At 41.3% G+C, this 15,293-nt stretch carries 12 protein-coding genes; 5 read left to right on the top strand and 7 right to left on the bottom strand.

All coding sequences use genetic code 11. From position 1 onward, the window contains the following. Positions 1-168 precede the first annotated feature (168 nt). Both GOP56_RS24330 and GOP56_RS23580 read right to left on the bottom strand, forming a co-directional pair. Positions 169-315, bottom strand: coding sequence for a hypothetical protein (locus GOP56_RS24330; RefSeq protein ID WP_371807981.1), 147 nt, complete (start codon positions 313-315; stop codon positions 169-171). 72 nt (positions 316-387) lie between these two features. Continuing rightward, the gene (locus GOP56_RS23580; RefSeq protein WP_163244647.1) at positions 388-519 is read right to left on the bottom strand and encodes a DUF4158 domain-containing protein; all 132 of its coding nucleotides are present in this window, start codon (positions 517-519) and stop codon (positions 388-390) included. Between the two features lie 364 nt (positions 520-883). Here GOP56_RS23580 and GOP56_RS04555 point away from each other — a divergent pair, with 364 nt between their 5' ends. From GOP56_RS04555 to GOP56_RS04545, 3 genes are read left to right on the top strand one after another with little or no spacing between them, the layout of a single operon-like run. Further along, positions 884-1,495, top strand: a complete 612-nt coding sequence (locus tag GOP56_RS04555) for a DUF2239 family protein (protein ID WP_163244646.1) — start codon at positions 884-886, stop codon at positions 1,493-1,495. Further along, positions 1,492-1,998, top strand: coding sequence for a DUF1330 domain-containing protein (locus tag GOP56_RS04550; protein WP_163244645.1), 507 nt, complete (start codon positions 1,492-1,494; stop codon positions 1,996-1,998). The genes GOP56_RS04555 and GOP56_RS04550 overlap by 4 nt, the downstream gene beginning before the upstream one ends. 18 nt (positions 1,999-2,016) lie before the next feature. Next, entirely contained in the window at positions 2,017-2,907 is an 891-nt protein-coding gene (locus tag GOP56_RS04545) for an alpha/beta fold hydrolase (RefSeq protein ID WP_163244644.1), read from the top strand. A gap of 543 nt (positions 2,908-3,450) precedes the next feature. On the opposite strand, the gene GOP56_RS04540 is transcribed toward GOP56_RS04545, so the two are convergent. Beyond that, positions 3,451-4,092 (bottom strand): L,D-transpeptidase family protein, encoded by a 642-nt coding sequence (locus GOP56_RS04540; protein ID WP_254068696.1) that lies wholly within the window; start codon positions 4,090-4,092, stop codon positions 3,451-3,453. A gap of 441 nt (positions 4,093-4,533) precedes the next feature. Continuing rightward, a complete protein-coding gene (locus tag GOP56_RS04535) occupies positions 4,534-5,379 on the bottom strand; it encodes a M15 family metallopeptidase (RefSeq protein ID WP_163244642.1) in 846 nt (281 codons plus the stop codon). A 528-nt stretch (positions 5,380-5,907) separates the two neighbouring features. Between GOP56_RS04535 and GOP56_RS04530 the strand changes: the two genes are divergently transcribed. Further along, positions 5,908-7,371: a BglG family transcription antiterminator gene (locus tag GOP56_RS04530; RefSeq protein WP_163244641.1), complete on the top strand. Its 1,464-nt coding sequence runs from the start codon at positions 5,908-5,910 to the stop codon at positions 7,369-7,371. Positions 7,372-7,635: 264 nt separating this feature from the next. Next, entirely contained in the window at positions 7,636-8,724 is a 1,089-nt protein-coding gene (locus GOP56_RS04525) for an ETX/MTX2 family pore-forming toxin (protein WP_163244640.1), read from the top strand. Between the two features lie 151 nt (positions 8,725-8,875). On the opposite strand, the gene cyoE is transcribed toward GOP56_RS04525, so the two are convergent. The 3 genes from cyoE to GOP56_RS04510 form a co-directional block, all read right to left on the bottom strand. Continuing rightward, complete coding sequence (cyoE, locus tag GOP56_RS04520; RefSeq protein WP_068793051.1) at positions 8,876-9,727, bottom strand: heme o synthase; 852 nt, start codon at positions 9,725-9,727, stop codon at positions 8,876-8,878. A gap of 349 nt (positions 9,728-10,076) precedes the next feature. Next, positions 10,077-14,030, bottom strand: coding sequence for a non-ribosomal peptide synthetase (locus GOP56_RS04515; RefSeq protein ID WP_163244639.1), 3,954 nt, complete (start codon positions 14,028-14,030; stop codon positions 10,077-10,079). Further along, positions 14,027-15,265 carry a MupA/Atu3671 family FMN-dependent luciferase-like monooxygenase gene (locus GOP56_RS04510; RefSeq protein WP_163244638.1) on the bottom strand — a complete coding sequence of 413 codons (1,239 nt, stop codon included), beginning with the start codon at positions 15,263-15,265 and terminating at the stop codon, positions 14,027-14,029. Before GOP56_RS04510 ends, GOP56_RS04515 begins: the two co-directional genes overlap by 4 nt. Positions 15,266-15,293: the final 28 nt, after the last annotated feature.

Raw genomic sequence — 15,293 nt, 5'->3', positions numbered from 1 at the left:
TTGTTTTATTTGTTTACATAATATATATTATCGGACTCAATAAAAAATAAAGAGAATTAAAAGAAGAATATCTATTAACCCACTCAATCCTCAATCCCCCATAGAATATATCATTTTCCTGCGTTGGTTTGATGGAAAGGCTTTGAGTCGACTCTAAGACCATATAACTTAGATATGCTGGCATAGCCATTCCGACATCTCTTGTGAATCTTGAACGGTATTTTCTCGAAAGCCAAAAAATTCTCGGATTTGAGCACGATGATATTTAATCATCCGACCGTTCCAATCGTATTGTGCATACAGTTCTGCCGGCACTTCGATTTGCTTGGCGATGTATGAAATGACATCCTTAGGAACTTCAAATTTGTGGAACGGAAATCGCGCCTCCTATTGGAAAAACTTAAACATGACCGCGAAACCGATCCTCGTTTCGCCGCTCTTATTCCCTATTTGCTGCATTTCGTTCGGAAGAAAAGTAAAATGCTCAATCAGCTCGTCCAGTTTCCAATTTCGCTTCACTGTATTCCCTCCAATTGAAAGTTCCTATTACTGCGAGTATTGGAACTTATTACTTGAACAAGTATATCCAAGCTGTATATTTCAGACTATATGAGTCTCAAATAATTTGAAGTTCCATTTACAAAAACAAAATCGGAACTTTAATTTATTAACGGGGACTTAAGTAACGGGAAGTTTAGCGACAAAACACAGCATGTACAACATAAAGCAAACACTAGCCCTCAACAGCGCGGTTCCTCTTAGGCCGCGTCTTTTGCATTTATTCCCTCCATAGCGAACGACAAAATGCATTTTACCCGGGTACTATTGACTTTTTATTTTTACCCGGGTAAAATTAGTGAAACATTAGAGGAGGAGGTGTAGCATGAGAAATGACCTAACCCACTTTTACTGCACGGCATTTTTGGGTGTGGGAGTCGTCGTCAGGGGGTCGTTACAGCACGTTGTTTCTACAGTGAAGGATGCTCTGGATGACAGAGACCTCACACAGCTGCTTATATTTGACGATACCACGGGGAAGCAAATAGATGTTGATTTTCGTGGGAAGACAGATGACGTGCTCAAACGATTAGGAGAACAGTTTGGTGACTTGCCTGGTACGGAAGTGAATCACCAGCCTACACGGCGGGTCGGTCGACCCAAGCTTGGGGTTGTATCCGGTGAGGTTACGTTATTGCCACGGCATTGGGAATGGCTCAAGAGTCAACCTGGAGGGGCGTCGGTAACATTACGAAAACTCGTTGATGAAGCTCGCCGTGCAGGAGGAAAACAGAGCAAAATACGAGAGTCACAAGAAGCAACATATCACTTTATGACAGCTATGGCCGGGAACTTCCATCAATACGAAGAAGCTCTGCGGGCAATGTATGCTGGTGATTCGGATCGTTTTTACCACTTCATCGATGACTGGGCACCTGATATCAGAAACTATATCAAAAGTTTAGCCGCTAATGCATTCCCTGAAGAGAACTTATGAATGAAGGCATGTGGAGGCGTAAAGAATCTAGAATGAAAAAAGGAACTACGAAAGGAGCCGCTATGACGGAGTTTGGATCTATTCGTTACATCGAACCATCGCAACGCGCTGGCATGAGGTTCATGCAGCGAGGCATTGAGGGCAGCATCGTCATGTTGAACCTGCTGCGTTTTCGTGATGTTGCCGATTACACAGCCAATCCTGAACTAACACCGGAGGTCCCAATCAGCGGTGCCGAAGCTTTCAACCGCTATATTGAGCACACCCTCCCATTTCTCCGTGAAAGCGGAGGTGAAGTCATGTTTCTTGGCGATGGCGGAGAGTTTCTTATCGGACCCGAAGACGAAAGATGGGATCTTGTCATGCTGATCCGCCAGAGCAGCGCGCAGTCGTTTCTTGCTTTCTCAAGTCATCAAGACTACCTAGCCGGTATCGGACATCGGACTGCAGCGATCGAAGATTCACGCCTTCTGCCTATGGCAGAACTTCCGATACCGAATTAATTGGAGGAGAACATGATCATGAACATTCTGAAAGTCAACGGCGTTGATTTGGCCTATGACAGTTTCGGTAACGAAAATGACGAGGCTATTCTCCTAATCGCCGGGCTTGGAACCCAAATGATCCGATGGACGGTTCCATTTTGTCGGATATTAGCAGCGCGGGGCTTTCGCGTGATCCGTTTTGACAATCGTGACGCAGGTTGCTCGACACACTTTAGCTATTATCAGGCGCTGGATTTTGGCGCACTGGCGACTGCTCTCATGTCGGGACAGCGACCGGACATCCCTTACACTCTCGATGACATGTCCAACGACGCTATCGGACTGCTCGACGCCCTTTCAATTGACCGGGCACATTTCGTTGGCAGGTCGATGGGCGGAATGATCGCCCAGATTGCAGCCAGTGAGTGCCCTGAACGGGTTTTATCACTCACCTCCATTATGTCCAGTTCTGGTAATCCCACCCTTCCGCAAACTTCCCCGGATGTCATGGCGATGATGACTAAACCGGCGCCGAACCCATTTGAGGATGAAGCAGGATTTTTGGCGCACAGCCTCTCTTTTGCCAAACGCATCGCCGGCACCGGCTATCCGTTTGAAGAGGACGCTTATCGGGCGCTCATTCTGGAGGAAGTCCAGCGAGCCTACGATCCAGGTAGTGTCGGACGACAAATTGCTGCGATCGCTGTCTCCGGTGACCGTCGTCCGCGGCTGGCGACCATAAAAGTACCAGCACTTGTCATTCATGGGATGGACGATCCCCTGTTCGTCCCGGCGTGTGGCGAGGACACGGCTTCTGCCATTCCGGGCGCCGAGCTAATGTTGGTTGACGGCATGGGACACGACTTGCCGCACCAACTGTACAAAGTAACCGCTGATAGCATAGAGCGAACGGCTCGTCGCAATTGACACGCGCTTCCTGAATAGCAACTAACCGGAGTCCCGCGGTACCCAATGGGGCTGAGTAGGTCCAGGGGCGCAGCGCTGATCAATTTGCACCCTTGACGCATACACGACCCGGGTGGAAGCGGCGGTGCTCTTGGAACGGTTGTTAAAGCAGCTCCATATCATCAACAATTAACGGGGCTTCCTAACAGAGACTCCATTTGAACATATATGTGGAATCGATCGAATAAGCGCCGGACTCATGATAACATCGTGAGCCGGCGCTTTTTCTGTGGGGATTTTTCCAAACAGACGATGGTCAGATTCAGAAATGAATTATTCAAGTAACGAGCACGATAGTTCAACGAACAGAATGCAATTGGTACATTTATATCCATCTACATTGCCCCTAATGACAGCTACGCTGGTATTACCCCAATAAGGAAACAGCTTCCCTACTCGCCTTTCTGACCATTAAACTATTGCCGCTGCTTTTCTTCCCCATTATCGAGCTAACACACCTTTGTTTTGCTGTACAGTTCCTCTCAAAGCAGATGCTTCAGCTTCTTACTCCAACAAACCAAATTCCTCGTAAACCATTTTTGAAACAACACCGTCCTGTGGCAAGTGATGATCGCGTTGAAATTTTTTGAGAGCCGCAGTTGTATTTGAGCGAAACTTTCCGTCACATACTCCATTGAAATATCCAGCGCTTTTCAAACGTGATTGAATCAGCTGCACATCTCCACCGACATCCCCTTCAGCTAAATATCTCGGATTATGATTGGGATCCCCTAATACATGCCCATGAATCGTAACTTTTGTTCCGATGGGAATTATATCGAACAATTCAAGGATGTCTCTATTACGCATACGGATACAACCATGGCTCAGATGCTGTCCAATGGAATGTGGCTTGTTCGTGCCGTGAATACCATAAATTCCCCATGGTACGTTTAGTCCTAGCCAGCGTGGACCAAAAGAGGGTCCCCAGTTTTTCCCTTTGTATATGACTCTATATTCACCAACCGGTGTAGGGGTAGATGGATTACCCACGGCAACAGTATAAGTCTTAATTTTTTGATCCTGTATCCGCACAATCAGTTGATGTTGCTGAGGATAAATTTCAATAGAAAAAATCCCCTGACTAACTCCAATAGGTAGCGATGGTTCTGCATAAGCGGGCTGGCAATTGATTACTGCAACCATGATCAGACTGAGAAAAGTAGCTACAACGCCTCGACAGGAAGGATATCGTGAATTTCGTTTCATCATTTCATCACTACTTTATTTGATAGTTATTCAATATCGTGTACAACGTTTAGCTGCTTTTGTTAATACTCAAGTAGATATCTCCAAATAACATGGGAAAATCATGCATGTGTCCACACGCGATATTTGTCGAGATATCCCCCTCAACGAAAGTAATGAAATCACATTCCTACATATCTTACCCTCTTTTATTGCTTCCAATACGAATTATCAATCCACATTTGCCGTATTTGTGAGCAATAAAAATGGAGCAGCCGCGCTAGCACACTACTCCACTTCTGTTTACCTGTCGTACATTATTTCGCCTTACTACTCAGCAATCGCTCTTTCACTGCTGTGCTTAATATAGCCCAAAGCTAAATATGTACATTCCTCTCATCACGATTTTCTAGGGTATACGGTCACTATTACTCCATCTATGTTGTTTCCTGAAATTTCATAGTCCCGATTTTCTGGTATGCTGATCGTAAAATCTGGGTCGTTGGAAACAGGATAATAGTAAATATTATACGTTTCGCCATGATCATGAAATGAAATCGATTTTTCTGCTTTCAAATAATCCAAATACTCTTCTAATACAAAATCATGCTCCTGAATAATAGCGCTGTGTGGCCACCCAACAAAGCGGTAATGCCAAGGCTCATATTGCGTGCCCGTAATACCTGCTTTTTCTTTTGGATAACGTAAAATAAAACCATATTTATAAGCGTTCCTTTTAAGCCACTTTCCCTCAGATGCTTGATCCATCTTCATTTGCGTAGATCCAATATCAAGAGCCAAGCCTAAATTGTGTTCGCTATATCCATCAGGCAAAGCATAATCGGAGCCTAATTTTTGATAAAGCTCATTTTGTTCTTCGCTGCTTCGAAAACCACTATTAATCATAAAATGCGCAACGTTATCCCTTTTAGCGTCACGTACCAGCTCTATAAAAATTTGAGCCACACTCTTCGATAAATAAATATGCTCGTCAAATAATCTATATCCCCTTATCAGTTCTTTATGTTTCGAAAGATTGACCACATCGGATTTAACGCCTTCTTTATGAACTGGAATCTCCTTATTAACTAATAATAGATTCCCTTGATGAACCTGTTCCTTAGAAATTTCTATTGTTAGGTTATTTTTTTCAGAAATCTCTGTTTGCGCTCGATTGCTTTGGTATACGTTAATAGTTGTATAGACCAGTAGCAAAAGTATCGCGAAAAATAAAATCCTCTTCATTGTTCAGTTTCCTCCTTACTCTTGTTTTTCTAGAATAGAGAAAACTATTTAAATAAAAAGTAGGGTAAAAATAAAATTTATCTTAAATGTAGATGCCTCGCATAGCCCCTTCTTTTCCCTCCCGCTTTGCTCACATTTTAATTTCAACTAATAAAACCCCTATTCTCTTCAGGCTTCATTCTCTATTTTGTCAAAGAAATAATCTCTTATTGCCTAGATTTGTTAAGGAGCTTGGGAATAATTCCCGATATATAAATTACAGGTTCTCCCTATTAAGAAATCATAATGAAGCTTCTGTTACTGTCGATCAAAGACTAACATGTTTTGAAGCAATCACGAGTTAACCCCGCTCCTCCTGAAAATTTGTAATTTTTATGACGTATTAATTATTTTTTTGTATTTGTTATTTATTTTAAGATAAAATATATCCTACGTTTTAACCTGCAACGTAAATCCTAAACACTACAACACACCTTACAAGAAATCATATAAATAAAAAATATAAGACTAGGAGGAATATGCAAAATAATGCTAACATTATATTTAGAAAAAGGAATTCTTCGCTGTATTCAGCTTGCTAAACTAATAACAAGTGAAAATAGATGGTTTACCATCTCGGAGCTGGTGCAAAAATTAGGAGGTTCAAATCAAACCATTCGAAAAGACATTTCATTTATAAATGAAGTCTTACCCCCATCCTGGGAGCTTACTTGTCAAAAAGGGAGAGGGATTCAATTAATAAAACCCTCAAGCTCTTCTAATAATGAATTGTTCTGTTTGTTATACAGACGATCGGTGGCATTCGAAATATTTGACGAGCTGCTGCAAGGTGATGTAAAGACAGTATGTCACTTGACTGAGAAATTATTTTTGCAACCCCGCTCTGTCTACACCCATCTAAAAAAAATCCAGAAGCATATCCAGCTATACGGTTTGCATTTAGAGAAGAAGCCTTTGAGGATTGTGGGTAATGAATCACAGATCATCTTGATGTTTTATGATCTGTACCTGCAAGCCTATTCAGAACATGAATGGCCATTTACTGAGATCAATCAAGAAGCTATTCTTCGTTATATTCATCGTTTTGAAGAGCTAGCCGGTATAAATTTTCATCAGAGTTCCAGACGAAAATTATCTTTTTTTCTAACTATTTTCTTTAAACGCAAGCAACAAGGGTATGTAGTAGAGTTAGAGCCTTGTAAAATAGATACTTATGTAGATACAAGTATTTATCAAAAGATGTCAGTAATAAGTGAAAAAGTACGCGATGAACTCAATATTTCTTTAACAATTGATGATACTGTGCTGATAACCATTGCTATTAATGCTTCTCGGTACACTTTTAAGGATATTAATCTTGCGAAACAAACGTTCCTCCACTATTTTAAAGAAGGAAAAATAGCCATCTATCAATACGCGAAAGAATTTATTAACATGCTAGAACAAGAAACCGGGCAACGCTTAACTGAAAATGAAGAGTTCATTTTTGACATCTGCAATTATTTAAGAAGAATTCCTTATCGTTTCCAGCGCTTGTCCATGATCAAAAGACCAGAAAAAATAACTACAAAGTATATTAAAGAAAAGTATGCTAATACGTATGAACAGGTGAAAATCGCCTTTGATACCTTTGTCCAAAAATACGGGTTGGCTAGTAATGCTTATGAGGAAGAAATTGCGAAGGTTACTTTGCGGATCGAGGCCTCTAACATGCTGGCTGCAACTGCTCACAAAAAGGCAATGCTTGTGATTGCAGAAGGTGAAAGCTGGAAGGCTTACATAAGAGCCGCTCTAATCCAGCGTTTTGGCGGAAAGCTTCACTGTGTGCAAAAAGATATGAATGACTTTACGAAAGATGAATTACTATCAATGGGTATCGATTTGATTATTACGACGACACCTCTGGAAATCGAAGGGATATCAACAATTTGTATCAACCCTATTATTTCGCAAAGTGATATTGAAAACATACGGGATTTTATAGACGACTAACATCCTGTCTGCTTGCAAACGCACCCCCCTAGACAGCTCGTATGCTTCTTCAGTTGAGAAGCTAACGAGTTATCCGAGGGGGGTTTTTACAATGTTCATTTTTGTATCATTTCTTATAGAAAACAACATTTGTCAAAAATAGTTTTTGCTATAGTGAAGATTAGTGTAGTTTTGATACGATTTAACTGTAAGAAAAAGTTCTCAATTAAAGGAGGATTTAAAAAATTACTGATCCCCAACAGGAGCATCTAGGGAGGTTTTATTATGAAGAAAAAACTTATCGCTACCGCCGCCGTATTGACTCTCGTAGTAACAGGACTAGAAGCAGGCATCCCCGTTAATGCCCTAGCCTCCGATCACGTAAAAAATTATGTATTGCAAGATCAGATAGATTCCAAAGTATTTGATTTAGAATCATTGCTTTTTACGCATACAAAAAATGACATGGCTCTTCCCGATCTAAGCACTTCTACTAGAACGGTACTAAATTTAGATACGTTACAAGCAGATGTAGTCTTCGGTGAACAAGAAGTCATTGCCGATTCCTTAAAGAAAAAAACGAACTTTAAGACAGCGAATGTGTTTATAAATGAAGACCCTGAGCCTCAAGCCTTTCCAACTAGAGAAATAATAGAAAATGTATCCGATACTCACTCTAAAACGATAACACAAGGCTTTAAAGCAGGAGCAAGCGTAAAGGCAGGCTTCGACCTAGGCTTTACCAAGGGAGACGTTACGCTGAACACTGAGTACAATAGAACAAATCAGGAAGGTAATACAACCGTTACCTCCAAAACGATTAAGTACCCTTCGCAAACAATTACAGCACCGGCGAAATCCGTAGTCGTATTAGAATATAGTTTAGAAGAAAATAAAGCGAAAGCGTATACAGATGTAAACGCCGTGTTATCTGGGGAATATGAGAAAAAGTACTACTTTATTCCTGCCCATAAATTTATTCCTGATCCACTATGTATTGGCATTCTGACTGACCTAATCGAGACTGGCGATATTAAGCCGGAAAAGGAAAAAACACAAAAATTTAACTTATATGATGAAGTAGCTAATAACGATTTACTTAAGGCTGACGATCCAGTCACACTAGATGAAAAGAATAAAAAAGTCATTCTAAATGGTAAAATCTTAACCGATTCATCTGTTTATAGCGATAGATTTATCATTAAAAAGAAAACTTACTCCCTTGAGGAATATGAACAGCTTCAGAATAACAGAAAAGGTGGTAGAAGCAAGAGAGATGTTTCTAGCTTAGATGCTGCTCACAAGGACTTTTCTGCTTTAACACCAATCGATGAAGAAACCTACACTGTTCAGGCTATCGTTACTGAAAAATAGGCTTGAAAGCAATCAACATTTGCCCACTCCCCGCGTGTAATCGTTTCGATAATAAAAGAGGCTCATACGCTATAAGTATGAGCCTCTTCTTACTTCATCAATCCGATTCATTAGTTCCTCTGTAAGACAGCCATTAGAAAAGCCAATACTACTATGTCGTGTTAACAATCATAAGAATAAAGACGATCGATAAATAATTAATCGAAATAAAAAAATTCGTTTTCGCCCAGCTTTCATCATCTTTTACATAGAGTCCCTGTAGGGTGTGAATTAGCCAAATCACTCCTCCCAAAACAGAAACAGTCAGAAAAATAACACCGACATAGCCATAATAAAACATGAGTATGGTAGCCGGTATCACCAATACAACATAGGGAATCATTTGCAACTTCGTACGTTTTATTCCCTTTACAACTGGTAGTAGCGGAAATCCTGCTGCTCGGTATTCCTCTACTCTCCGAATGCCAAGTGACCAAAAGTGAGCAGGCTGCCAGAAGAACAAAAGAGCAAACAAGAGCCACGCTCCTATATCAACCTGATTCGTTACTGCACAATAGCCGATTACAGGCGGCATGGCTCCGGAAATGCCACCAATTGATGTACTCCAGGTTGAACTTCGCTTTAACCAAATCGTATAAATCACAATGTAGACAAACCAGCCAAGAAGCGCAAGCCAGCCGGCAACAGCGTTAACAAAGGTAAATAACAAGCCTGTTCCCAGAATGCCGAGCAATATTCCATAACCAAGAGCAAAACCAGGCGTAATGCGATCAGTAGCCATCACTCGGTTTTTCGTACGTTCCATCTTTTGATCAAGCTCGCGATCCCAGTAATTATTAGTCACGCAGGCTGATGCAATGATTAGCGTAGTACCTATTAGCACCCAAGTCAGCTCTAGCCAGTCTACACTCCATTTGGAAGCTACCCAGAAACCAGCTACAACTGCAAATACATTAAGCAGAAGGAGCCGTGGTTTCGTCAATGCAATCATATCCTTAAACACGAAGTAAACCTCCTGAAATAAGACAAGGTGTCACATGTACACCTAAGAATATTTTTGAATAACTGAAAATTTCACTAAATTCGTACCAATTACAATATCATACATAAAAGTAATAGTAATTACAACAGACCCTCTCCTTTGTTCATGATTACGCCTTGGAATCGGCACGAAAGTAATCAAATAGTCTCTTTGACAAAAAAATCTTTCCTTTTAGCAGCATTAGCTAGTCAGGAAAGATTTTTTGTCTATAATCTTAGGCTTTTAATACATACAGGTAAGTGCTTGTTGGGCCAAACGGAATACACTGTTCGATTGAAAGTCCTACTTTCTGTAATCTCCCATCATTTATTTATTCGAGCCTTTCAGAAGAGCCTTTCAGAATTGAGTCTATAATTCGTGCATTTTCGGCCAGGTTATTCGGGTCAATAAGCATATTCATATGTTCACCCGCTCCTTTATACACATATACCTGATGAAGAGTGGACCTTTCCCATGATTGAATATCATCCTTAGTTGTCTCATTGGAAGTGATGATATGAATATTTGCATTCAGTACGCCTTTATTGATCATTTTATTGGTATAGTCATAATACTCCTTAATCACATCGATGTTTTGATCTGCCACTGTACGAATACTTTCACCTAAATGCTCTGCCATTAGGTTTACTAGCTTCTGTGCTTCCGTTTGAATTTTTTCGCCATCCAATTCCACAGCCTCTACTCGTAGAGGTGAATCTATTATGATCAAATCGCTTACTGCTAACCCGCATTCTTCTAATTTCTTGGTGACTTCAAAAGCGAGATTACCTCCGGCTGAATATCCTAATACCACATACGGCCCTTCTGATTGAGCTACCTTTATATGCTGTATATACTTCTCAATCCGATCTTCCCCTCTAATGAAATCAAAGGCATGTAGCGTACAACCTGATAATTTTTGATGTAGAGCTTTATAAAGTACCCCCTGCCCTGTCATCGGTGGGAAGCAAATGACTTCCTTCGCATGCTCTGTCTGATCACGGAAGGAGATAAATGGTCTCTTCTGCACGATCCCCTTTTCAAGCAAATGGGCCATTTGCCGTACTGTTGGGTATTCAAATACATTTCGAAGCAAAAGTTCAACTTGGAATGTCTCTTTGATTTTGTCAACCAATTCCGCCGTCTTCAAGGAATGACCACCTAGATCAAAAAAGTTCCCTACAACGCTGACTTGCTCAATATTAAGCACTTGTCCCCAAATTTTTGCCAACTTACTTTCCCATTCATTCTTTGGAGGTACATATTCAATCATCTGTTGCGAGAAGCTCTCCTCAGGAGCTGACAAAAGCTCCCGATTGAATTTGCCATTTGTAGTTTTTGGGAGAGAATCGACAAAAACATAATAGAGAGGCACCATATATTCAAGTAGCTTTTGCTGCAAATAGGTGCGTAGTTCCGCTGAGCTTATGTCTTGCCCTTCTTCTATCACGACATAAGAAACTAGGGAATCATTATTGTTTTTGTCGCGATGAACACTTACCTTAGCTTGAATTACACTAGGATGTTGAACTAAGGCATTGCCAATTTCATCGAGGTCAATTCGATATCCCCTGATTTTGATCTGATTGTCCCGGCGTCCAAGATATTCTATTGTGCCATCCACCAAAAAGCGTCCAAGATCACCTGTTCGATATAAACGGACGGACTGATCTGGCGTAAATTGATGGTGTATAAATTTGGCCGCTGTTAATTCAGGCTGATTTAAATATCCTCTGGCTACCCCGACTCCACCAATGTAAATCTCCCCTTTTACCCCGATTGGAACAGGATTGAGAGAATCATCCAGTATATAAGCCTGCGTATTGGCAAATGGACGACCTACTTGGCTCGGTAGACTCTCCTTTGTACATAAATGTACGATGTTAATGATAGAGGTCTCTGTTTGACCATAGCCATTATATAGTTTACGTGATCCCTTACTCCATTCAGCCATGTCCACGGTGCAAAGCTCGCCTGCACTTACTATTGTCTGTAAGGAATCTGGCAGCTCATCTGGGATTAGCGTTGCTAGAACAGAAGGCGTAATAAACATAGTGGTAATCTGCCTTTCATGTAAAAAGGCAACAAGATTCTTTCCTCCCGCTCTATCATCAGGACTTGTCAGGCATAACGTAGCCCCTGCACATAGAGCGGAAAATATTTCATGGGCGGACGCATCAAACCCGATAGAAAAAAACTGGGCCAGTTTACTATCTGAAGTAATCTGAAATCTGTTAATGGTGTCTTCGATTACGTTACATAAGCCTTGATGCTCAATCATGACCCCTTTTGGATTCCCGGTAGAGCCTGATGTATAGATAATATAAGCAAGACTGTGAGCATTCGCTTGTGACGGAAGATTTTGAGTATCTTCACCTAAAATCGCCTCTTGGTCACTATCCAGACAAATGCACTGCATTCCTTCCTTGCCCATCAATTCTTGTAAAGATTGGCTTGTAAGGACGATTTGCAAGCCAGAGTCTTGGAGAATATGTCGAACTCTTTCTATTGGATAGATAGGATCAATTGGAATATAGGCTCCCCCTGCTTTTAAAATGCCAAGGACTCCCACAATCATTTCAATCGAACGTTCCATATACAAACCAATGAGCGTCTCACGTTCTACGCCTCTTTTTCTTAATAAACGAGCCACCTGATTCGCACGATTGTTTAATTCCTGATAGGTAATGATTTGGTCATTATACGTAAGAGCAATTTGCTCTGGAGTTTTCTTTACTTGGGCTTCAAATAATTCATGGATGCAAGCATGATCAGAGAATGGCTGCTTGTTGCTATTCCAGTCAATAAGGAGCTGTTGTTTTTCTCCCTCCGTTAACATAGCCAAATCACTTATAGAGGCATGTGGATTTTCTAAAATGGCGTAAAGCAAGCGATGCCAATGCTCTCCCATCCGCTCGATCGTGTCTTGACGGAACAAATCAGGTGAATATTCAAAAAATCCTTCCAGCCCTTTTTCCGTTTCAGAAAAACCTACTGTAATATCATACTTGGCTGTTTCACCATCAATCATCTCAAATTCTACAGTAAGATCTGGCAACTGTAATTTTTCCTCTGGCACATCAACATACACAAATATAGCTTGAACTAACGGGCTTCGGCTAATATCCGCAGGTACTTTCAATTCATCAATTAATAAACCAATCGGCATATCCTGATGCTTGTATACCGCGAGAGCTGTTTCCCTTACACTATGTAATAATTGAATAAATGTCATATCCTTAGACATTCGGGTGCGGAGTGTACCCAGTGTTAGGAAATAACCCATTACCTCCTCTAGCTCTACTCGGCTGCGATTGGCAAGGGGAGTACCGACCAAAATATCTGATTGACCTGTGTATCGATATAAAAGCAATTTAAAAGCGGCTAGTATAATCATGAAAGCAGACGCGTTTTCTTTTTGGGCGATCGCTTTTAGACCATTCAATACTTCGAGCGGTGTATGAATAAAGCATCTGGCACCACGGTAGGTAATAGCCGGTGGACGCGGAAAATCTGTGCTGATATCCAAGACATAGTCACAGTTTGCTAGCTGTTCTTTCCAAAATGTTAGTAATTTAGCTTTCGTCTCACCCTGTAAATAATTTCGTTGCCATTCAGCATAATCTGCAAATTGGATGGCAAGCTCCGGCAACTGGACGGGGATGCCAGTAAGCATGGATTGATAGTGCAAAGATAACTCTTTGAAAAAGATCGAGAAAGTAATCCGGTCAATTACAATATGATGTACAGTCATGACTAACATTGATTCTGTATTACTTACGTGAAACAGCTTAAAGCGGATGAGCGGACCTTTTTTCAAATCAAAAAGCCGCTGGACCTCTTCTTTCATTTGTCTCTGTAGTTCTTCATCCCGGGTTTCATTTGGAACAAGACGAAGATCAACCTCTGGCACCGTTACTTGGAGTTCCGGCAAGACAATTTGACGTGCTTGTCCATCTACGCTGTCAAACACGGTACGCCATGCCTCATGACGCTTCACAATCTCATTGATGCTCTTCTCTAAAGCCCAATGATGCACAGTGCCTGTTAATCTAGCGGCTCCATATACGTTATAGGTGTGACTTTCTGGATGAATTCGATTGAAAAACCACAAGCGTTCCTGATCATACGAAAGGGGACTTGCATTTGTGTGCCCGCGAGGATTAATCATTTCTTTATTAATCCCAATTTTGTTCACATCTACATGTTTCTTCTTCAATTGCTTTTCTAGTAATTCACGTTGTTCGTCAGAAAGTGAATTGATACGGTCCGTCAAGCTTTTCATAAAGTCAGCTCCTTTTGATTGCATGATTGCTTCAGATCAGTCAGCATTCTGATGCTATTCATAATCGTCTCATTATCAATGCCAAAGTCCACTAAGCAGGCCACCTCGTCTACACCAATATCACCGAGCGTCTCGATCAGCTTTTTACATTTGTCGTGGCTTCCAAATAATGCACTTTCTTGGAAATAAGATTCAAACGCATGATCGACAATGACATCAAAGTCAGAGGCAGCCATGGATGCATAATCTGTCAGGATGTTCTTCTGTTGCTTCATAAAGGTTTTTAAATATTCCTTCATCGGCTTTTCTACCTTCGCCTTGACCTCTTCATCACTTGTTCCTAAGCAAGTATGAAGCATCACCGCTACTTTGCGAGATGCCGGCGAAAATCCACTTTGGGATAAAGTCTTCCGATACAACTCAATTTTTGCTTCTAAATCCGCTAAATCACCAGCCGTAATTCCTGTGAGAATATTAGCCCCGATTTTGGCTGCACGCTCATAAGTGTCCGCACTACCGTTAGTCGCTATCCAGATATTTAGTTCATTTTGCAACGGTCTAGGTAAAGTACGTATTTCGTGAACAGCTCCATTGGCATCTGTAAAAGGAATCTGCTCACCAGCCCAAAGCCTTTTTACCAAATCTATAGAGTTGAACATCTCGTCTTTTCTGGACTCGTAGTAATCGGGGGTTTGGACAGGGGCAATCACAAAATCAGCAGGATGCCAGCCCGTCGCAAAGGCAACCGAAACGCGTCCTTTTGAAAGATTGTCCACCACAGACCATTCCTCAACAAAACGAATTGGGTGATGCAATGGTAGTACAACGCTTCCCGCCCTAAGCTCAATTCGTTCTGTAATCGTAGCTAGAGCAGCACTTAGCACCGAAGGATTTGGATATAATCCCCCAAAGTCCTCAAAATGTCGCTCAGGTGTCCAAACACCTGCAAATCCATGCTGATCAGCATAAGCTGTACTCTCCAAGAGCAAAGCATACTTATTCTGATCCTGCGTAGAACCATCACCTGAGAAAAAGAAGAGACTAAAATCCATCTTATCCACTTTTCTTTTTCGCTTCGGCACAAAGCTACTTGCAGCGCTGTTTCGATTTTTCACTTCCTGGTTAGATAATCTAGTAGGAAACGGGGGTTGAATGCCTTTTTGTTTGAGGCGTTGTTCAAATAAAACCCGTTGTTCAGGAGAAAGTGCTGCTAACCTTTTATCTAACTGATTCATTCTTTATTCTCTCCTTAATTGTTCTCGC

Origin of the sequence: Brevibacillus sp. 7WMA2 (assembly GCF_010748895.1) — a bacterium.
GTDB lineage: Bacteria > Bacillota > Bacilli > Brevibacillales > Brevibacillaceae > Brevibacillus_B > Brevibacillus_B halotolerans.
This window is presented reverse-complemented; position numbering and strand designations above follow the sequence as displayed.

Excerpts from the sequence above, each read along its gene's own strand:
- GOP56_RS04550 (WP_163244645.1), top strand. The coding sequence starts at position 1,492 with ATGAATGAAGGCATGTGGAGGCGTAAAGAATCTAGAATGAAAAAAGGA.
- GOP56_RS04525 (WP_163244640.1), top strand. The coding sequence starts at position 7,636 with ATGAAGAAAAAACTTATCGCTACCGCCGCCGTATTGACTCTCGTAGTA.
- GOP56_RS04540 (WP_254068696.1), bottom strand. The coding sequence starts at position 4,092 with ATGGTTGCAGTAATCAATTGCCAGCCCGCTTATGCAGAACCATCGCTA.
- GOP56_RS04530 (WP_163244641.1), top strand. The coding sequence starts at position 5,908 with ATGCTAACATTATATTTAGAAAAAGGAATTCTTCGCTGTATTCAGCTT.
- GOP56_RS04515 (WP_163244639.1), bottom strand. The coding sequence starts at position 14,030 with ATGAAAAGCTTGACGGACCGTATCAATTCACTTTCTGACGAACAACGT.
- GOP56_RS04510 (WP_163244638.1), bottom strand. The coding sequence starts at position 15,265 with ATGAATCAGTTAGATAAAAGGTTAGCAGCACTTTCTCCTGAACAACGG.
- GOP56_RS04535 (WP_163244642.1), bottom strand. The coding sequence starts at position 5,379 with ATGAAGAGGATTTTATTTTTCGCGATACTTTTGCTACTGGTCTATACA.
- GOP56_RS04555 (WP_163244646.1), top strand. The coding sequence starts at position 884 with ATGAGAAATGACCTAACCCACTTTTACTGCACGGCATTTTTGGGTGTG.
- GOP56_RS04545 (WP_163244644.1), top strand. The coding sequence starts at position 2,017 with ATGAACATTCTGAAAGTCAACGGCGTTGATTTGGCCTATGACAGTTTC.